General features: G+C 75.2%; 1 protein-coding gene and 1 pseudogene. Both read right to left on the minus strand.

The features are described from left to right. Positions 1–32: 32 nt before the first annotated feature. On the minus strand, positions 33–2,195 hold the full coding sequence (locus KZQ38_RS06870; RefSeq protein ID WP_219439727.1) for a condensation domain-containing protein: 2,163 nt from the start codon (positions 2,193–2,195) through the stop codon (positions 33–35). Beyond that, positions 2,192–22,432: pseudogene (locus tag KZQ38_RS06875) on the minus strand (non-ribosomal peptide synthase/polyketide synthase); the annotation flags it as partial. The gene KZQ38_RS06870 and the pseudogene KZQ38_RS06875, both read right to left, overlap by 4 nt. Between the last annotated feature and the right edge of the window lie 101 nt (positions 22,433–22,533).

Here is a 22,533-nt window from a genome sequence, read left to right on the forward strand (position 1 = left end):
GCTAACCTAAACGGGGGCATAACGGTTCGGCATCACGGAGAAAGATCACTCGCCGTGGCCACCACCGTCGCCTCCGTCGGGCCGTACGTGTTGATCAGCCGCACGCCGGTCTCCCGCCACTCCGCCACCCGCGTCGCCAACGCCGCCTCACCGCCGATCACCACCACGCGCACCGAGCCCGGCAGCTCCGCCCCGTTGGCCACCGCGTGCGCGACCTCGTGCCAGAACGCCGTGGGCAGGTCCAGGAACGTGATGCCCGCTTCCCCGCACTCCCGCAGGAAACCCGGGATCGAGGCGGTCATCTCGTCGGTGCGCAGCACCAGGGTCGCGCCCGCGCACAACGCCACGAACACCTCCTCCACGCTCGCGTCGAAGTGCAGCGCGGCGAACTGGAGCACCCGGTCGTCCGCCGTGACGCCGTACCGCGTGGTCGCCGCACGCACGAAGCCCGCGAGCGCGTCCCGGGTGACCAGCACCCCGTTGGGCCGCCCGGTGGAACCCGAGGTGTGGATGACGTAGGCCAGGTGGCCGGGTTCGACTCCTCCCGGCACGGGTGCCACCCGGCCCCGGACGTCGTCCGCGATCCGGATCGGCGGGTTCGCGGCCGACAACACCGCACGCGTCCGCTCCGCCGGCGCGTCCGGGTCCAGCGGCACGTACGCCGCGCCCGCGAACAACACGCCGAGCAGGGCGGCGATGGTCTCCGGACGCCGCCGCAGTTCCAGCGACACCAGCACGTCCGGTCCCGCGCCGCGGTCGCGGAGGTCGGCGGCGACCCGGTCCGCCGCGGCGACCAGCTCCGCGTAGGTGAGCCGGGTCGGGCCCTGCTCCACCGCGACGGCGCCCGGGCGCTCGGCGGCCCGGCGGCGCACCAGGTCCACCACGTCGGGCGCGGGTGGCGCCAGCGCCCGCACCGGCACGACCCGGTCGGCGAGCGGGATGCGGCCGATCGGCCGCTCCGGCACGCGCACCGCCTCGGTGAGCAGCCGCAGCAACCGGTCCCGGTGCCGCGCCAGGTCGGCCACGTCGTACAGCGCGGGGTTGCCGTCGAGTTCCACGCTCAGCCCGGAACCGTCGGAGAAGTCGCGCACGCCGACCGCCAGGTCCTCGACCGGACCGGCGGCCAGGTTGCGCATCCGGCCCCGGTGCGGCCCGAACCGCAGGTCGTTGTCGAACGGCATCACGTTCACCACCGGGCCGAACAGCTTCCGGTTGCCGCCGACCAGCGACAGGTCGCGCCGGATCTGCTCGTGCCGGTACCGCTGGTGCGGCCGGGTCCGCTTGACCTGCGCCGCCACCTCCCGCGCCAGCGCGGGCAACGAGTCGCCCGACCCGACCGGCACGCGCAGCGGGACGATGTTCATCACGATCGCGGGCACGCGCACCAGCGGCGTGCCGAGGCGGCCCATCACCGGCAGGCCGAGCACGACCTCGTCCGCGCCGGTCGCGCGGTGCAGGTAGGCGGCGACCGCGGCGGTGACCAGGTCCGGCCAGCCCACGCCCTCCGCCGCCGCCAGCGCGCGCAACCCCTCCGCCGGCACCCGCGCCTCGGCCCGCACCGTGTGGTCGCCGATGGCCGCCAGGCGGTCCACCAGCCCCGGCGGCTCCGGCAGGTCGGCCAGGTAGTCGCGCCAGAACCCGGCGTCGGCCGACCGCCGTGCCGAGTCCACATAGGACTCCTCGACCTCCAGCACCTTGGCGAACGGCCCGAGCGCCGTGCCGCCGCCGTCCGAGTACAGGTCCGCGACGCGCCGCGCGATCAACGAGAACGCGTACCCGTCCACGGCGATGTGGTGCACCCGCTGGTGCCACACCCAGCGGTCGTCGGCGAGCTTGAGCAGCGCCGCCGCGAACAGCGGGCCCTCGGCCAGGTCCACCGGCGTCCGGACGTCCTCCCGCATCCACGCCTCCGCCGCCGCGAGCGGGTCGGCGCGGTCGGTGAGGTCCAGCACCGGGAGCGGCCAGTCCCGCGGCTCGTGCCACTGGCGGGGTTCCTCCCCCGCCAACGCGAACCGCGCGTGCAGCGACTCCGCCTCCGCGATCGCCGACCGGACCGCCCGCTCGAATCGCGCGGGTTCGACCGGGCCTTCCACCAGCACGTAGTCGGCCGTGTTGTACACCGGGTTGGCCGGGTCCAACTGCTGGCCGAACCAGATCGACGTCTGCGCCGCGGACAGCGGCAGGGTGGCGGTCATGACTGGCACTCCTGGTCCAGGACGGGCCCGATCACCGCGAGGGCGTCGGGGTCGGTCATCTCGTCGTGCCGGGCGTCCACCTCGACGACCCGCACCCGCCCGGTCACGTGCGGGTGCCAGCGCTCGGGGGTGAACGCGTCCTCCGGCTCCTCGCGGGCGGCGGTGAACAGCAGCAGGTCGCCGTCGAACACGTCCGGCTTCGCACCCGCCACCTGGTCCGCCGACGCCAGCAGGTTGTCCACCACGGCGTGCAGTGCGGCGCGGTCGAGCCCGAGCGACCCGCGCTCCAGCACCGCGTCCACCACCTCTTCGCGGTCGGCGTCGAACGGCTCCAGCCCGGCCATGCGCAGCAGGAACCGGTGCGCGTCGGCCACCTCCGTCCGCTCCGGCCCACCCGGCGGGTAGGCGTCGAGCACCGCCAGCAACGCGACCCGCTCGCCCCGGTCGTGCAGGAGACCGGCGACCCGGTGCGCCACCAGGCCGCCCAGCGAGAAGCCGAGCAGGTGGTACGGACCGCGCGGCTGGACCTCGCGGATCAACGCGAGGTAGTCCTCCGCCATCTCCTCCGCGGTCGGCGGGCGCAGACCCGGTGTGGACAACGTCCGCGCCTGCAACGCGTACAGCGGGCGGTCGGCCACGTAGCGGGCCAGGCCCGCGAACGACCAGCCCAGCCCGGCCGCCGGCGGCAGGCAGAACAACGGCGCGCCACCGCCGGTGGTCCGCAGCGGCAGCAGGGGCGCGGTGGCGGCGTCGTCGCCGAGCCCCGCCACCAGCGCCGCCGGCGTCGGATTGGCGATCAGGTCGGGCAGCGCGACGGTGCGGCCCAGCGCGGTGCCGAGCACCGCCTGCAACCGGACCACGAGCAGCGAATGCCCGCCCAGGGCGAAGAAGTCGTCGTGCAGACCGACCTCCGGCAGGCCCAGCACCTCGGCGTACGCACCGCACACCAGGCGTTCCGCCGGTGTGCGTGGCCGGCCGCCGCGGTGCTCGAACTCCGGCGCGGGCAGCGCCGCGCGGTCGAGCTTCGCGTTGGGCGTCAACGGGAAGCGCTCCAGCACCACGACCGCCGCCGGCACCAGGTGCTCCGGCAGCACCGCCGCGAGTTCCGCCCGCAGGTCGGCCGGCTCGCGCTCGGTCACGGCGTACCCGACGAGCTGCTTGAGGCCGGGTCGGTCCTCACGCAGCACGACCGCCGCCTGCCGCACGCCGGGCAACGCCGCCAGCACGTTCTCCACCTCGCCCGGCTCCACCCGGAACCCGCGCAGCTGCACCTGGTCGTCGGTGCGGCCGTGGAAGTCCAGGTCGCCGCTGTCCCGCCAGCTCACCAGGTCGCCCGTGCGGTACAGCCGGGAGCCGGGCGGGCCGAACGGGTCGGCCACGAACCGCGACGCGGTCAACGCCGGTTTGCCGTGGTAGCCACGCGCCAGGCCGGGACCGCCGAGGTACAGCTCGCCCGGCACGCCGACCGGCACCGGGCGCAGCGCCGCGTCCAGGACGTACGCGCGGGTGCCCGGGTCGGGCACGCCGATCGGCACCTTCCGCGCGTCCCAACCCTCGTGGTGGGCCCAGAGGGTGGAGTTCACCGTCGCCTCGGTCGGGCCGTACGCGTCGTGGAACCGCACCACGCCGCCCCAGCGGTGCACGAGGTCCGGGGTGACGGCTTCCGTGCCGCACAACAGGGTCGCGCCCGCCGGCAGCGTGCAGCCCTCCGGCAACGCGCCCAGCACCGCCGGTGGCAACGCCATGTGCGTGACGCCGTGCTCCGCGATGTACTCGGTCAGCTCGTGCGACGCGACGCGGCGGTGCGTCGGCACCACGACCGCCGTGCCGCCGGTCAGGACCGCCATGGCGAGTTCGAAGAACGCCAGGTCGAAGCTGATCGACGCGAACAGCAGGACTTTCGACGCCGCCGTGACGCCCAGGGACCGCGTGGCCGTGGCGACCAGCGCGGGCACGCCCTCGTGCGTGACGACGACGCCCTTGGGCAGACCGGTGGAGCCGGAGGTGTAGATGACGTACGCCGGGTTCTCCGGGCGCAAGCCGTGCTCCGGCTCGACGGCGGGCGCCGCGTCCCACCGCGCGCGGAACGCCGGGTCGTCCAGCAGGAGCGCGTCACCGGTCGGGTCGGCGTCCGAAGTGGACAGCACCGCGATCGGCGCGGAGTCCGCCAGGAGGTGCTTGATCCGGGCCGGCGGGTACGTCGGGTCGACCGGCACGTAGGCCGCGCCCGACCGCAGCACGGCCAGCACCGCCACCACCATCTCGGCGGTGCGCGGCAGCGCCAGCGCCACCGTGGTCTCCGGTCGCGCGCCCAGCCCGGCCAGCACGTGCGCCAGCCGCGCGGACCGCTCGTCCAGCTCCCGGTAGGTCAGCCGCACGTCCTCGCACACCACGGCCACCGCGTCCGGGTCGCGCCGCACCTGCTCGGCGAACATCTCCGGGACGGTGCGGACCGGGTCGTCGATCGCGGTGTCGTTGAACGACTCCACGACCAGCGCCCGCTCGGCGGGTGTGATCAGGTCGAGCGCGCCGACCAGCGCGGCGGGCCGCGACACGACCTGCTCGACCACCGCGCGCAACCGCTCGGCGATGGCCGTCGCTCGGGCCGCCGTGCACACGTCCGGCCGGTAACCCAGTTGCAGCACCAGGTTCTCGCCCGGCAGCACGGACAGGCTCAGCGGGTAGTGCGTGGCGTCCTGGTCGACCGCACCGGTCACCCGCACCCCGTCGAACGACTCCGCCGCCGCGTCCGGGTCGTACGGGTAGTTCTCGTACACCGCGAGCGTGTCGAACAGCTCGCCGATCTCGGCGAGGCCGACGTGCTGGTGCTCCAGCAACGCGGCCTGCTCGGCCTGCACGCGGGTGGCGAGTCCGGTCACCGTCTCGTCGGGGCGCAACCGCACCCGCACCGGGACGGTGTTGATGAACAGGCCCACCATGTCCTCCACGCCGGGCAGCTGCGGCGGGCGGCCCGACACGGTGGTGCCGAACACGACGTCCGTGCGGCCGGTCAACCCGCCCAGCACCAACGCCCACACCACCTGCACGACCGTGTTGGGCGTGACGCCGGCGGTGCGCGCCCACGCGTCCAGCCGACCGGTCAGCTCGGCGGACAGCTCCACCTGCGCCTGGTCCGGCCGCACCGGCGGGCGGTCGCCGGGCGGCGCGACCAGCGTCGGTCCGTCCACCCCGGACAACGCGGACCGCCACGCGGCGAGCGCGGCCTCGTGGTCCTGGTCGGCGAGCCACCTGAGGTAGTCGCGGTACGGGGTCCGGCGCACCGGCGGCCCACCCGCGTACCGGCGGAACAGCTCGCGCACCAGCAGCGGTGTCGACCACCCGTCCAGCAGCAGGTGGTGGTTGGTCACCAGCAGGCGGTGCCCGTCGCCGGTGCGCTGCAACGTGATCCGCAGCAGCGGCGGCGCGGCGAGGTCGAACCGGGCCTTGTCCTCCTCGGCGGCGTCCGGCGAGTCCGTGACCCGCCACCAGCCCGCCACGTGCTCCGGCACGACGGACACCACCCGGCCGTCCGGCGTCGTGCGGAACGCCGCCCGCAGGTTCGGGTTGTCCCGCAGCAGCCCGGCGGCGGCGGCGCGCAGGCGTTCCGCGTCGACCGGGCCGGCCAGGTCGAGCGCGAGCTGCACGGTGTAGACGTCCGGGCCGTCGCCGTCCAGCAGGGCGTGGAAGTACAGCCCCTCCTGCAACGGCGTCGCGGGCCAGATGTCCGCCACCCCGTCGTCGGCCAACGCGTCCACGTCCCGCTGGGTCAGCCGGACCAGCGGGAAGTCCGCCGGCGTGTGGCCGCGTTCGCCGCCACGCGCCAGGTCCGCCAGGTGACGCGCCCAGCGCTCGGCGATCGACCGGACCTCGTCCGCGGTGAGCACGCCGGTCGGCCACGACCAGGTGGCCACCAGCTCGCCCGCCACGTCCTCGACGTTGACCTCCAAGGCGTGCGTGGCGGGCATGTCCGCGTCCGCGCCGCCGGTGAGCCCGGCGTTCTCCGGTGCGGCCGTCCACGGCTCGCCCGGTGACGCCGTGGCGCGGCCCAGGTAGTTGAACGCGATCTGCGGACCGCGGGCGCGGGGCAGCCGGTCGCGCAGCAGCCCGAAGCCGATCGTGGACGGCGTGGCGCGCACCTGCTCCTTGACCGCCTTCAACGGCGAGCGCGTGCCCGGCTCCAGCCGGACCGGGTGCACCGAGGTGAACCAGCCGACCGTGCGGGAGGTGTCGACGTCCGGCGCGATGTCCGCCCGGCCGTGGCCCTCCAGGTCGACCAGCACCGGGCCGCCGTCCTCCCGCACGGCCAGTGCCAGCGCCGTGAGCAGGACGTCGTCCACCCGCGCGTAGCACGCCCGCGCGGCTTCGACCGGCGGCGCGCCCGCCGTGATCCGCAGGTGCGCCATGGTTTCCGTGGTGTCCAGCGCCGGGTCGAGCGGCCGAGTGCCGATCAGCGGCTCGTCGGCGGCCAGGACCCGCCGCCAGTGCGGCTCCTCGGCCGTCACGTCGAGCGCCGCGAGGGTCTTCGCCCAGCGGCGGAACGACGTGCCGGTGGGTGGGATCACCTCACCGCGGCACGCGGCGGCCAGGTCCGGGACCAGGATGCGCCACGACACCTCGTCCACCACCAGGTGGTGGATCACCAGCAGCAGCCGGCCGGGCGTGGCGACGGCCCGGACCAGCGGACCGGCCAGGTCGAGGTCCCGCTGCTCCCGCCGTGCCTCGGCGGGCCAGTCGACCACGCCGGTCAGCCACCGCAGGTGTGCCTCGCCGGTCGGCGCGACGGTCACCGCGCGGCCGTCCGACCTGGCCCGCAGCATCGGGTGCGCGTGGACCAGCGCGGCCAGGCCCGCCCGCAGCGCCGACTCGGTCAGGTCGTCCGGCGTGCGCAGCAGGACGGCCTGGCTGAAGCCCTTCGCGCCCGCCGGGAGGTCGAGCAGCCACCGCATGATCGGGGTCGGCGGCACGTCGCCGTCGGCGTCCTCCGGCCGTTCCGCCGGCGCCGTCGCCGCGGTGGCGACGGCCGCGAGCGCGGCGGGCGTGCGCAGGTCGAAGACCTGTCGCGGGGTGACCACCACACCGGCCGCGCGGGCGCGGCTGACGAGCTGGATGGAGACGATGCTGTCGCCGCCCAGGTCGAAGAACCCGTCGTCGACACCGACCCCCGGCACGCCGAGCAGGTCGGCGAACAAGCCGCACAACACCTCTTCGGCGGGTGTGGTGGGCGCGCGGTACGCCCCGGCGCGGATCTCCGGCGTGGGCAGCGCGGCCCGGTCCACCTTCCCGTTGGGCAGCAACGGCAACGCGTCGAGCACGACCACCAGCGGCACCATGTGCTCGGGCAGCAGGCGGGCGGCGTGGGCGCGGAGGTCGTCGGGGTCCGCCCCGCCCTCGGCGTAGCCGACGAGCCGGTTCTCCCGCACCACGACCACCGCGTTGCGGACACCGGGGTGCGTGGTCAGCACGGCCGCGACCTCACCGGGCTCGATCCGGTAGCCGCGCACCTTGACCTGGTCGTCGGCCCGGCCGAGCAGCTCGACCCCGCGGTCGGTCCACCGCGCGAGGTCGCCCGTGCGGTAGGCACGCGCACCCGGTTCGCCCAGCGGGTCGGCGACGAACCGCTGCGCGGTCAGGCCCGGCTGCCCGAGGTACCCGCGGGCGAGGCCGGGTCCGGCGAGGTACAGCTCGCCCACCACACCCGGCGGCACCGGCCGCAACGCACCGTCCAGCACGTAGAGCGACGTGCCCGCCACCGGGGTGACGGTCCGGTCGGTGTGCCGCACGTAGGCGTCGACGGTGTACTCCGTCGGACCGTAGCAGTCGAACACCTCGGCGTCGGACTCGACCAGCTTGTGCCACAACGACTCCGGCACGGCCTCGCCACCGACGCAGAGCACGGCGGGCGGGTTGTCCAGCAGGCCGCGCTCCACGAGCTGCGCGAGGTAGGACGGCGTGAAGTCGAGGTGGTCCAGGCCCCGTTCGGCGACCAGGCGCAGCACCTCGTCGGGATCGCGGTAGGTGTCGGCGTCGAGCACGTGCAGCTCGTTGCCCGCCAGCATCCACAGGATCGGGTCCCACGAGGCGTCGAACGAGAACGACGCGGTGTGCGTGACCTTGCGGCGGCGGTCGCCGAACAGCGTGGCGCGGTGGGACGCGTACAGGTTGGCCAACGCCGCGTGCGACACCACGACGCCCTTGGGCGTTCCGGTGGAGCCGGACGTGTAGATGGCGTAGGCCGCGCTGTCACGCCGGATGTCCACCGTCGTGGAGATGTCCGGGAGTTCGGGCATCTCGTCCAGCACCAGCACGGGTTTCGCGTCGGCGAGCACCCGCGTGATCCGCTCGGCCGGGTAGTCCGGGTCGATCGGCAGCACCGCCGCGCCGGACTTGAGGACGCCGAACACCGCCACGACCGCGTCGGCGGACCGCGGCAGCGCCACCGCCACGAACCGCTCGGGCCCGGCCCGGTGGGCGACCAACCACGCCGCGAGCCGGTCGGACTCGGCGTCCAGCTCGGCGAACGTCAGGGTTCGATCGGCCACCACGGCCGTGAGGTCCGCCGAATCCACCGCCCGCGCCCGCAACACGTCCACGACGAGCGGGGACACGAGGGCACCCGAACCCGGCGCATCCGGCGAGGCCGCGGTGACGGCACCCGAACCCCACGCACCCGCCGACGCCGCGGCACCCGAACCCGACCGCGGCACATCCGGCGAGGCCACCGCGGCGGCCGGGACCGCGGCAGGTGGCGCGGACAGGCGGTCCGCCTCGTCGGGCAGCAACACGCCCGTGCGGGCGGGCCGCAGGGTCGGATCGGTGACGGCCGCCGTCAGCAGCGCCGCGAGCCGGTCGCCCACCCGCGCCACCTCCGCCGCGTCCCGCAGGTCCGGCCGGTACTCCAGCAGCAGCCGCAGTCGCGCACCCGGCAGCACGGACAACGCCAGCGGGTAATGCGTGGTGTCGCGACCGCCCACACCGGCGATCGTCACACCGCCCACCCGGTGCGCCGCGGTCTCCGGGCCGAACGGGTAGTTCTCGAACACCACCAGCGTGTCGAACAACGGCCCCGTGCCGCGCTGGAGGTCGGCCAGCGCGACGTGGTGGTGGTCCGCCAACGCGGCCTGCTCGCGCTGCACGCGCACCACCAGCTCGGCGAACGTCTCCGCGCGGTCCGGGCGCACCCGCACCGGGACCGTGTTGATGAACAGGCCGATCATCGCGTCCACGTCGGGGATCTCCGCCGGGCGGCCGGACACCGTCGCGCCGAACACCACGTCGTCCCGCCCCGTGAGGTGGCCGAGCAACAACGCCCACGCCACCTGCACGACCGTGTTGACGGTGACGCCGAGGTCCTGCGCGAGCCGGGTCAGCGCACGCGTGCGCTCCTCGTCCAGCTCGACCGCGACCTCCTCCGGGTCGACCGCGTCCCGCGACGCACCCGGGCTGACCAGCGTGGGCTCCACGCCCGCCAGCGCGGTCCGCCACGCGTCGAGCGCGTCACCCGACCGGCCGCCCAACCACTCCAGGTACCGGCGGAACGGCGGCACGACCGGCGGTCGCCCGCCCGCGTAGTGCGTGAACAGCTCCTGGATGAGCAGCGGTGTCGACCAGCCGTCCAGCAGGAGGTGGTGACTGGTCAGCACGAACCGGAACCGGTCGTCCGCCAGGTGCAGCAACGCGCACCGCAGCAGCGGTGGCGCGTCGAGGTCGAAGCGCCGCCGCTGGTCCGCCGCCAGGAACTCGTCCGGGTCGACGTCGTGCAGCTCCACCCACGGCACGGCGACGTCGCCCGGCACGTAGGCGTGCGCGCCGCGCACCCCGACCCGGAGGTTGTCGTGCCGCTCGACCAACGCGGTCACCGCCGCGCGCAACGCGGGCACGTCCAGGTCGCCCGTCAGGTCCAGGGTGAGCTGCGTGAGGTAGAGGTCCGGTCCCTCGTCGTCGATCAACGCGTGGAACACCATGCCCTGCTGCAACGGCGTCAGCGGCCACACGTCGACCACGTCCGGCGGCAGGTCGTCCACTTCGGACTGGGTGAGCGCGGCCAGCGGGAAGTCGGACGGGGTCCGCCCGCCGACGCGGACCCCGGCGAGGTCGGCCAGCGCCGCCACCCACCGGTCGGCGAGGTCGGCCACCTCGGCCTCGGTGAGCACGCCGTCCTGCCACGACCACACCGCGGCCAGCTCGTCGCCGACCGCGTCCACGTTGACCTCCAACGGGTACGCGGCGGGCAGCCGGTCCGCGCCACCACGCAGGCGGTCCGGTTCCGGCGTCCACGGCGCACCGGTCGACGCCGCGGCACGACCGAGGTAGTTGAAGCAGATCTGCCCACCACGCACGTCGCCGAGCAGGCCGAAACCGATCCCGTGGTCGGGTGCGGCACGCACCCCCTCCTTGACCCGCTTCAACGCCGACACCACGTCGCCGCGCCCGTCCAGCAGCACCGGGTGCAGGCAGGTGAACCAGCCGACCGCGCGGGACAGGTCGAGGTCGCCGTCCCGGCCGTGGCCCTCGACGTCCACCAGCACCTCGTCCGCGTCGCCGTAGCCGTGGTCGCGTCGCCACCCGGGCACGACCCGCGCCAACGCGGTCAGCAGCACGTCCTGCGCGTTGCCCCGGACCGCCGCCGGGACGGTGGTCAGCAACGCCTCGGCGGGCGCGGTGACCACCAGGCGGCGGGTCGTGGCGGCGGTGTCCTCGCGGGTCAGCGGTCGCGCACCGAGCACGGGTTCGTTGCGCGCCAGGGACCGCCAGTGCTCGGCGGACGGGTCGCGGTCGGCCAGCGATCGCGCCCACGTCCGGTACGAGACGGAAACCGGCTCCAACTCACGGCCTGCGCACGCGGCTTCCAGGTCGCCGAGGATGATCCGCCACGACACGGCGTCCACCACCAGGTGGTGCGCGACGAGCAGCAGCCGCTCACCCAACCGCACGGCGCGGAACACCACGCCGCGCTCCGGGTCGAGTTCGTCCTGCGCCACACGCAGTTCCGCCGCCACGTCGTCGGTGCCGACGCGCAGCTCGACGCCCGGCGCGGCCGGGACCTCCAGCCGCCACGGGTCGTCCGGCACCAGCCGCGCGGCCAGCACCGGGTGGCGGTCGACCAGCGCGCGCAGGCCGGCGGACAGCTCGTCGTCGGTGAGCGCGGCGGGCAGCCGGACCAGGACCTCCTGGCTGTAGGCGGACATCAGCCCCGGTTCGTCGCCGACCAGCCGGGCCAGCCAGCGCGTCATCGGCGGCGCGGGCACCTCGCCGCGCGCGGCCTCGGCGGGTTCCGCGGTGTCCGCCGCCACCGGTGCGGCGACGGCCGCGATGCGGGCCGGGGTGCGCTCGGTGAACACCTGCCGCGCGGTGATCGCGTAGCCCGCCGCGCGGACCCGGCTGACGAGCTGGATGGACACGATGCTGTCGCCGCCGAGTTCGAAGAAGCCCTCGTCCACCCCGACCCGGCCGAGGCCGAGCAGGTCGGCGAACGCCTGGCACACCACGCGTTCCGCCTCGGTGCGCGGTCCCACGACGGTCCGCTCCACCGCGGTGGGCGCGGGCAGCGCCGCGCGGTCCAGCTTGCCGTTCGCGGTGGTGGGCAGTTCGTCCAGCGCCACGACCGCCGACGGCACCAGGTGGGCGGGCACGGTGGCGGCCAGCGCGTCACGCACGCCGTCGGCCGGGACGCCGACCACGTAGCCGACCAGCCGCCGGTCGCGCACGGCGGCCGCGGCGGCGGTGACGCCGCGCAGCGCGGCCAGCGCCGCCTCCACCTCGCCGAGTTCGACCCGGTAGCCGCGCACCTTCACCTGGTCGTCGGCCCGGCCGAGGAAGCGCAGCTCGCCCTTGGCGGACAACGTCGCCAGGTCGCCCGTGCGGTACATCAGGGCGCCGGGCTCGCCGTGCGGGTCGGCCACGAACCGCTGCGCGGTGAGGCCGGGCCGACCCAGGTAGCCCCGCGCCAGCCCCGGACCGGCCAGGTACAGCTCGCCCACGACACCCGGCGCGACCGGTCGCAACGCGGCGTCCAGCACGCGGGTCGTCGTGCCCGCCACCGGGTGTTCACCCGAGCGGTGCCGCACGTAGGCGTCGACGGTGTACTCCGTCGGACCGTACAGGTCAACCGCACGCACGTCGGACAGCTTGTCCCACAACGCTTCCGGCACGGCCTCACCGCCGACGCATACAACGCTCGGCCGGTGCGCGCCGGTCAGCAGACCGCGTTCCACTAGCTGCGCCAGGAACGTCGGCGTGAAGTCCACGACGTCGATCTCCTCGCGCCGCACGAGATCCACGAACGCGTCCGGGTCCCGGTACACGTCCTCGTCGACCACGTGCAGCTCGTGTCCCGCGACCAGCCACAGGATCGGGTCCCACGCCGCGTCGAACGAGAGGGACGCGGTGTGCGCGACCCGCAGCCGCTGAGTGCCGAACAGGTCACGCCGGTGCCCGGCGAGCAGGTTCGCCGGCGCGCGGTGCGGCACGACGACGCCCTTGGGCCGTCCCGTCGAACCCGACGTGTAGATCACGTAGGCGGCGTCGTCCGGCGCGGGCCACGGCAGGTCGCGCGTCCCGATCGCGGCCGGGAGTTCGGTCAGCACCAGGGCGGGCCGCGCGTCGTCGGTCATCAGCGCGAGGCGTTCCGCCGGGTAGGCCGGGTCGAGCGGCAACGCGACCGCGCCGGCCCGCAACACCGCCAGCAACGCGACGACGGCGTCCGCGCCACGCGGCAACGCCAGGCCGACCACCTGTTCCCGCCCGATGCCCTGGTCCGCCAGCCACGTCGCGACGCGGTCCACGTCCCGCGCCAGCTCGGCGAAGGTGCGCGTGCCGCGCTCGTCCACCAGCGCCACGGCGTCGGGCGTGCGGACCACCTGCCACGCCAGCGCTTCCGGCACCGAAGGCCCGTCGACCGGCGCACCGCGCGGCACGGGCGCGGCCGACGCCAACCGCAGCCGCCCCACGGGCAGCGCGGGTTGCTCGGCCAGTGCGCGCAGGACGTCCAGCAGCGACGTCAGCACGGCGTCGGCGTCGACCACGTCCGGCCGGTGCTCGACGTCCACGCGCAGCGTCTCGGCCGGTGTCACGGTCAGCCCCAGCGGGAACGGCGTGGCGTCCCGCCCGGTCACCGCCCGCACGCGCAGGCCCGGCACGGGTTCCGCCGCGCGTTCCGGGTCGAACGGGTAGTTCTCGAACACCGCCAGCGTGTCGAACAGCTCGCCGTGCTCGCGCTGGAGGTCGGCCAACCGCACGTGCTGGTGGTCCAGCAGCGCGGTCTGCTCGGCCTGCACGCGCGTCAGCAGGTCACCGAGGGTTTCCGCCGGGTCCAGCGCCACCCGCACCGGGACGGTGTTGATGAACAGGCCGACCACGTGCTCGATGCCCGGCACCTGCGGCGGGCGTCCGGACACGGTCGTGCCGAACACCACGTCGGGAGCACCGGTCAACCCGCTGAGCACCAGCGCCCACGCCGTCTGCACCAGCGTGTTGAGGGTGACGCCCGCGGCCTTGGCGCGTGCGGTGAGCGCGTCGCTCAGCCCGGCGTCGAGCCGCGTGCCGAGCGTCGCGGGCAACGCGGGCTCACGCCGCGCCGCCGGTCCGCCGACCAGGGTCGGCCGCGCGCCGGCCAGCGCCGCGCGCCACACCGCGGCGGTCTCGTCGGCGTCCTGCTCCGCGAGCCACCGCAGGTACTCGTGCGGCGTGGTCACCGGGCGCGGCTCCACGCCCCGGTAGCGGGTGAACAGGTCGTCCAGCAGGAGCGGTGTCGACCAGCCGTCCAGCAGGACGTGGTGGTTGGCCACCAGCAGCCGGTGGCGGTCCGGGCCGGTGCGGACGAGGGTGAACCGGATCAGCGGCGGCGTCGCCAGGTCGAACCGGAGCGCCGCGTCGTCCTCGGTGACGCGCCGCAGCCCCGCTTCGACGTCCTGACCGCGCAGGTCGACGTCGCGCCAGGGCACCTCGACGTGCCGGTGCACCAGCGCGTGCCGGGTGTCCGGGAACGAGGTGCGCAGGGTCGGGTGGTGGTCGAGCAGTTCCTGCGCCGCGCGGCGCAGCGCCGCACCGTCCAGCGGCCCGGTCAGGTCCAGGGCGAGCTGGGTGAGGTAGACGTCCGGGCCGCCCCGGTCGAACGCGGCCTGGAACACCATGCCCTGCTGCAACGCCGTCTGCGGCCAGACCTCCACCACGTCGGCGGGCAGGGCGTCCACCTCGGACTGGTCGAGCCGGGCCAGCGGGAAGTCCGACGGCGTGCGCACCTCGGCCGGGATCTCCGCCAGGGCACGCACCCACTCGTCGGCCAACGCGCGCACCTCGGCCTCGGTCAGCACACCGGCGGGCCACGCCCAGGTCGCCGACACCTCGCCGTCGTGCGCGGCGGCGTCGATCTCGATGGCGTGCACGGCGGGCATCCGCGGGTCGATCCCGTTGACCAGCAGCGAGTTCTCCTCCGCCACCGCGAAGTCCGCGTCCTGCGGCGCGGGCAGCCGGCCCAGGTAGTTGAACCCGACGGCGGCCCGCGGGAAGTCGACACCCGCCAGGTGGCGCAGCACGCCGAAGCCGGTGACCGGCGGCAGCGAGCGGACCTGCTCGCGCACCGCCTTCACCGCGTCCGCGGCCGTGCCGCGGCCGGGGGTCAGCCGCACCGGGTGCACGGCGGTGAACCAGCCGACCGTGCGGGACACGTCCAGGTCGCCGTCCCGGCCGTGCGCCTCGCGGTCCACGACCAGGCTGTCCACGCCCCGCACCCGCTGGAACGCGAGCGCCAGCGCGGTGAGCAGGGCGTCGTCGGCGTTCTTCGGCTCGGGCGCGGTCACGGTCAACCGCCGCACGGTGGCCTCGGTGTCCACGGCGGGGTCGAGCGGGCGGCCCAGCGGCGGCCCGGCGTCGGCCAGGACCTCCCGCCACGCGGGCAGGTCCGCCTCGTGGTTGACGGCGCGCGAGGCCCAGGTGCGGAACGCGACGCCGGTGCGCGGCAGGTCCACGCCGCGGTAGGCGTCGGCGAGGTCGGACAGCAGGATGCGCCACGACACCGCGTCCACGACGAGGTGGTGCACGGCGAGCAGCAGCCGCCCGGCGCCCGGGAACCACACCGCCTGCGTCATCACGCCCGCGTCCGGGTCGAGCCGGTCACGCGCGGCGGCGGACTCGGTCGGGACGTCGCCGGTCGCGACGCGGAACACGTCCGGCGCCTCGGCCGGGACGTGCAGCGACCAGCGCTCGCCACGCACCAGGCGGGCCCGCAGCAGGTCGTGGCGCTCGAGCAGCGCCCGGACCGCCTCGCGCAGCCGGGTCTCGTCGTCCGGCACGCGGATCAGCAACGCCTGGTGGTACCCGGAGACGGGTGCGTCGAGTTCGCCGAGCCACGCGGTCATCGGCGTGGCCGGGACGTCGCCCAACGCGTCGGCGGCGGTGTCGTGCCCGTCCGGCTCGGTCAGCGGGGTGGCGACGGCGGCCAGCGCGCGCACCGTCTTGTGCGTGAACACGTCCCGCGCGGTGAGCCCGAACCCGGCCGCCCGCGCCCGGCTCACCAGTTGGATGGAGACGATGCTGTCACCGCCCAGGTCGAAGAACCCGTCGGTGGGTGCGACCGCGTCCAGCCGCAACACCTCCGCGACCAGCGCGCACAGCACGCGCTCGGTCTCGGTGGCGGGCTCGGCCGACCCGCGGCGGAACACGGGCGCGGGCAGCGCCGCCACGTCCAGCTTGTCGTTCGCGGTGCGCGGGAACGACTCCAGCGCCACCACCGCGGCGGGCACCAGGTAATCCGGCAGCAACGCGCCGACGTGCGCCCGCAGCGCCTCACCGTCCACTTCGGACGGCGTGACGTACCCGACCAGCCTGCCGTCGCGCAACACCACGGCGGCGCGGTCGACGGCGGGGTGCGTGGTCAGCGCGGCCTCCACCTCGCCGGGCTCGACGCGGAACCCGCGCACCTTCACCTGGTCGTCGGCACGACCCAGGACGGCCAGCCCGCGCGGTGTCCGGCGGGCCAGGTCGCCGGTCCGGTAGAGCCGGGAACCGGGCGGCCCGAACGGGTTCGCGACGAACCGCTCCGCCGTCGCACCGGGCCTGCCCAGGTAGCCGCGCGCGGGTGACGCGCCCGCGAGGTACAGCTCACCCACCACGCCGTCGGGTACCGGGCGCAGCCGCTCGTCCAGCACCAGCGCCGCGGTGCCCGCGACCGGGCGACCGCCGTCCGCGTCCCACCAGTAGCTGTCGACGGTCGCTTCGGTGGGGCCGTACATGTTCAGCGCCCGCACGCCGGACCGCACGAGTTCGGCCCACAGGTCGTCCGGCACGGCTTCGCCGCCCACCGCGACGACCTTCGGCACGCGGGTGTTCGCGAACAGGCCCTCGTTGACCAGCTCCCGCAGGTAGGACGGCGTGAAGTCGATGTAGTCCAGGCCGCGTTCCGCGATCCGCGCGAGCATCGCCGCCGGGTCGCGGTAGACCTCGGTGGGCACCACGTCCAGGAAGTGCCCGGCGAGCAGCCACAGCACCGGGTCCCAGGAGGCGTCGAAGGAGAACGACGCCGTGTGGGCCACGGTGAGCCGCGTGTCGGTCGGGATCACGTCGCGGCGGTGTGCGGCGAGCAGGGCCGCGATGTTCGCGTGGGTGACCACGACGCCCTTGGGCCGCCCCGTCGAGCCCGAGGTGTAGAGCAGGTAGGCCGCCGAGTCCGGCGCGATCCCCCAGTCCGGCGCGGCGCCGGTCACGTCCGGCAGCTCGTCCAGCACCAGCACGGGTTCGGCGTCGGCGAGCATCGCGTCCAGCCGGGCCCGCGGGTAGTCGAGGTCCAGGTGCAGCGCGACGGCGCCCGCCGCGAGCACGCCGAGCAGGGCGACGACCGAGTCCACGCCACGCGGCACGCCGATCGCCACGACCCGCTCCGGGCCCGCGCCGCGGTCGCGCAGCCAGCGCGCGAGGCCGTGGACTCGGTCACGCAGTTCCCCGTACGTCAACGTGGTGCGGTCGTCGCCCACCGCGGGCAGGTCACCGGGCAGCTCGGCCAGCACGTGCGGCAGCAGCGGCGCGGGCAGCGGTTCGGGCGCCGTGACGCGTTCGGCGGGCAGCAGCACGTCCAGGTCGCCGACAGCGCGGTCCGGGTCGGCACACGCCTGGCGCAGCAGCGAAACCAGCCGGCGCGCCATCGCGTCCACAGTGGACTTCTCGAACAGGTCCGTGCGGTACTCCACGAAACCCGCCATGCCGGACGTGCCGGGCACCTCGTGCACGCTGAACGTCAGGTCGAACTTCGCGGTGTCCTGGGGCGCCTGCGCGATCGCCACGTCCAGGCCCGCCAACGCCGGCGGGCGGCGCTCGCCGACCTGGTGGCTCACCATCACCTGGAACAGCGGGTGGTGCGCGGCCGAGCGCTCCGGGTTCACCGCCTCCACCACCCGGTCGAACGGCAGGTCGGCGTGGTCGAACGCGGCGAGGTCCACCTGCCGCACGCGGGCCAGCAGCTCCCGGAACGACGGCTCGCCCGTGAGCGGGACGCGCAGCACCAGGGTGTTCACGAAGAAGCCGACCAGCCGGTCCAGCGCCGGGTCCGGGCGGCCCTCGACCGGCGCGCCGAGCGGGATGTCCTCGCCCGCGCCCAGTCGGGACAGCAACGCGGCGACGGCGGCCTGCACGACCATGAACACGCTGGTCCCGGTTTCCCGCGCCAGGTCGCGCACGGCGTCGTGCAGCACGCCGTCCACCTCGAACCCGTGCAGCGCGCCGGCCACGCCCGCGACCGCCGGGCGCGGGTGGTCGGTGGGCAGGGCGATGCGGGTCGGCAGCCCGGCCAGCGCGGACGTCCAGTGCGCGAGCTGCGCCTCCTCCACCTGCGCCAGCAGGTCGCCGTGCCACAGCGTGTAATCCGCGTACTGCACGGGCAGCGGGTCCCAGCCCGGTTCCTCGCCACGCAGCCGGGCGGCGTAGGCGGTGGCCAGGTCGGCGGCGAGCGGTTCGAGCGACGCCTCGTCACCCGCCACGTGGTGCAGCAGGAGCAGCAGGCGGTGCTCCCGCGGTCCGTCGGCGGTCAGCGACGCCCGTAGCGGCGGTTCCGCGCCGAGGTCGAACACGTAGGACGGGTCGGGCTCGGCGACCCGGTGCAGCACGGGGCGCTCGTCCCGCACGACCTGGCGCGGGCGGCCGTCCACCTCGGGGAAGACCGTGCGCAACGCCTCGTGCCGGGCCACCACGTCGGCCAGCGCGTCCTCCAGCGCGGCCACGTCCAGCGGTCCGGTGAGGCGCAGCAGCAGCGGCAGGTTGTAACCGGCGTTGGGTCCGTCCACGCGGCCGAGGAACCACAGCCTGCGCTGCGGTGCGGCGAGCGGGAGTTCCGCGGGCCGCTCCCGGGCCACCAGCGGCGGGCGGGTCGGGCCGTCCTCGGCGAGCACGTGCGCCAGCGCCGCCGGCGTCGGCGCGGCGAACAGCGAGCGCAGCGGCAGGTCCACGCCGAGTTCGGCACGCACCCGGCCGACCAGGCGGGTGGCCAGCAGCGAGTGCCCGCCGAGCGCGAAGAAGTCGTCGTCCGCGCCGACCGGCACGCCGAGCACGTCCTCGAACGCCTGGCACAGCGCGAGTTCGCGTGCCGTCGCGGGCGCGCGGGTGGCGGTCGCGTCGGCGACCGGCGCGGGCAGCGCCTTGCGGTCCAGCTTCCCGTTGGCGGACAACGGCAGCTCGTCCAGCACCACGAACGCGGACGGCAGCATGTACTCCGGCAGCGCGGAAAGCGCGGACCGCCGCACCGCCGCGAGGTCGGGCGTGCCGACCAGGTAGCCGACGAGCGCGGGTTCGCCGCCGACGCCCTCACGCAGCACCACGGCGGCGGCACGCACACCCGGCGCGGCGGTCAACGCCGCCTCCACCTCGCCCAGCTCGATGCGGAAGCCACGCAGCTTCACCTGGTGGTCGACGCGGCCGAGGAATTCCACCACCCCGTCCGCCGTCCACCGGGCCAGGTCGCCGGTGCGGTACATGCGGGACCCCGCCGGGCCGTGCGGGTCGGCGACGAAGCGCTCCGCGGTGAGCCCGGGTCGGCCGAGGTAGCCACGCGCGAGCTGCACGCCGGTGAGGTACAGCTCCCCCGGCACGTTCGGCGGCACGGGGCGCAGGTTCGCGTCCAGCACCCGCAGCCCGGTGTTCCAGACCGGGCGGCCGATCGGCACGGACACCCGGTCGGCGTTCGACACCTGCCACGACGTGACGTCGACCGCGGCTTCGGTGGGCCCGTAGAGGTTGTGCAGCTCGGCGTGCAGCACCTCGCGGCACCGCCGGGCCAGGTCGCCGGGCAGCGCCTCGCCGCTACAGATCACCCGGAACAGGCTGGTGCACGCGGCGGCGGTCGGTTCGTCCAGGAACGCGCGCAGCATGGAGGGCACGAAGTGCACGGTGGTCACGCGGTGCGCGCGGATCACCTCCGCCAGGTAGGCGGGGTCGCGGTGCCCGTCCGGGCGCGCCACGACCAGCGTCGCGCCGACCACGAGCGGCCAGAAGAACTCCCACACCGACACGTCGAACGTCGCCGGCGTCTTCTGGAGCACCCGCTCACCGGGCGCGAGGCGGTACCGGTCCTGCATCCACAGCAGGCGGTTCACGATGGCGCGGTGCGGCACCACGACACCCTTGGGCCGACCCGTCGAGCCGGAGGTGAAGATCACGTACGCGGCGTCGTCCGGACCGGCGGCGGGCAGCGGTCCCGGGGTGACGGCGGGCAGCGGGCGGTCGGCGCGCACCACCGGGTACCCGGCGAAGTCCCGGTCGGCGACCACGACCGCGGGCCGCGCGTCGGCGAGCACACCGGCGATCCGCTCGGCCGGGTGCGTCACGTCGATCGGCAGGTACGCCGCGCCCGCCCGCTGCACCGCGTGCAACGCCACGACCAGGTCCACCGAGCGGGGCAGCGCGACCGCGACCACCCGGTCCGGTCCCGCGCCGGCGTGGGCCAGCACCTGCGCCAGCGCTTCCACGCGGGCGTCGAACTCCGCGTAGGTGACTTCCTCGTCGCCGATCAGCGCGACCGCGTCCGGCGTCCGGGAGACCTGGTGGCGCAGCAACCGGGGCAGCGTGGTCGTCGGCACCTCCCGCGTGGTGGCGTTCCACCGGCGCAGGACGTCCTCGCGTTCCCGCGCGGACAGCAGGTCCACGTCCTCGACCGGCGTGGTCGGCTCGGCGGTCACGGCGTCGAGCAGCCGCGCGAACCGCTCGCCGAGTGCGCGGGCCGTGGTCGAGTCGAACAGGTCGGCGCGGTACTCGACGCTGCCGGTCATCGCGGAACCGGTGTCCACGACGCCGAACGTGAGGTCGAACTTGGCCGTGCCCACGCCGGTGACGTCCACCGCGGACTTCAGACCGGGCAGGTCGAGCCGTTCGGCCAGGCCCGCGCGGTGCACCAGCAGCACCTGGAACAACGGCGAGTGCGCGAGGGAGCGTGGCGGGTTGAGGTCTTCGACCACCTGCTCGAACGGCACGTCCGCGTGGTCGAACGCGGCGAGGTCCACCTGCCGCACGGCTTCCAGCAGCTCTTCGAACGTGGTCACGCCGGACGTGTCCACCCGCAGCGCCAACGTGTTCACGAAGAAGCCGACGAGCTGGTCCAACGCGCGGTCGCCGCGACCGGCGACGGGTGTGCCGACGGTGATGTCGTGGCCCGCGCCCATCCGGCGCAGCAGTGCGGTGAGCGCGGCGTGGAGCACCATGAAGACGCTGGTGCCGGTGCGCGCGGCGAGCGTGCGGACGGCGTGCGCGGTGCGTGGCGGGATGGTGAACGGGACGGTGTCGCCCGCCGTGCCCGCGACGGCCGGGCGCGGCCGGTCGGTGGGCAGGTCCAGCACGTCCGGCGCGCCCGCGAGGGCTGTGCGCCAGTGCTCCAGCTGCGTGCCGGTGGCGAGCAGGTCCCGTTGCCACAACGCGTAGTCCGCGTACCGCACGGGCAGCTCGGGCCACTCGGGCGCGGTGCCCGCGCGACGCGCGCGGTAGGCCGCGGCCAGGTCGCCGACCAGCGGGCCCATGGACCACTCGTCGGCCGCGATGTGGTGCAGCAGCAGGACCAGCACGTGCCGGTCGGCCGTGCCGCGCACCAGGGTGGCCCGCAGCGGCGGCTCGGCGGTCAGGTCGAACGCGCGGCGGATCTCCTGCCGGGCCACCGGTTCCGGGTCGGACGCGGACACGACGGCGAGTTCCGGCCCGGCGGGCAGCACCCTCGCGTGCGGCGCGCCGTCCGCGCCGGCGGGGAACGTGGTGCGCAGCGACTCGTGGCGGGCGCACACGTCGGCCAGCGCGGCACGCAGCGCGGCCACGTCCGGGTCGCCGGTCAGCCGCACCACCAGCGGCAGGTTGTAGGTGATGTCGTCGGGGTCGAGCCGGTGCAGGAACCACAGGCGCTGCTGGGCGAACGACAGCGGCAGCGGCTCGGGCAGGTCGCGGCGGGTCAGCGCGGGGCGGCCGAGTTCGGTCAGCGCGGCGGCCACCCCGGCGGGCGTCGGCCGGGCGAACAGGGCGCGCAGCGTGAGGTCGCGGCCGAGTTCCGCGCGGATCGCGCCGATGAGCCGGGTGGCGAGCAACGAGTGCCCGCCGAGGGCGAAGAAGTCGTCGTCCGCGCCGACCGCGGGGATGCCGAGCACGCCCTCGAACAACGCGCACAGCCGGGCTTCCAGCGGGGTCGCGGGTGCGCGGCCGGAGGTCTCGGCGGTCGGCGCGGGCAGCGCGCGGCGGTCCACCTTCCCGTTGGACGTCAACGGGATGCGGTCCACCGGCACGACCGCCGACGGCACCAGGTACTCGGGCAGCACGCCGGCCAGGGCGGTGCGCACCCCGGCCGGGTCGAGCGAGCCCGGCGCGACGTAGGCGACCAGGCGCAGCGTGCCCGCCGCGTCCGGCAGCGGCAGCACGGCCGCGCCCGCCACACCGGGCAGCGCGGTGAGCGCGGCGGTGACCTCGCGCGGCTCCACCCGGAAGCCGCGGATCTTGACCTGCTCGTCGGCGCGGCCCACGTACTCGAACTCGCCGTCCGGCCGCTGCCGCACCAGGTCGCCGGTGCGGTACATGCGGGTGCCCGCAGGTCCGTGCGGGTCGGCGACGAACCGCGCGGCGGTCAGGCCGGGGTTGCCCAGGTACCCGCGCGCCAGCCCTTCCCCGGTCAGGTACAACTCACCGACCAGGCCGTCCGCGACGGGTTGCAGCCCGCCGTCGAGGACGTACGCCCCGGTGTTGGGCAGCGGTCGTCCGATCGAGACGGAGGAGGGGGGCGGTGCGGTATCCGGCATGGCGAGATGCTCCAGGGAGGTCCACACGAACGAGTGACACGTTAAGGTGAGGCTAACCTAACGCACGGGTGTAACGACGCTCCCCGATCAGCTCTGTGACA

It is taken from the genome of Saccharothrix obliqua (assembly GCF_019375475.1).
In the GTDB taxonomy this organism is placed as follows: Bacteria; Actinomycetota; Actinomycetes; order Mycobacteriales; family Pseudonocardiaceae; genus Actinosynnema; species Actinosynnema obliqua.

Excerpts from the sequence above, each read along its gene's own strand:
- KZQ38_RS06870 (WP_219439727.1), bottom strand. The coding sequence starts at position 2,195 with ATGACCGCCACCCTGCCGCTGTCCGCGGCGCAGACGTCGATCTGGTTC.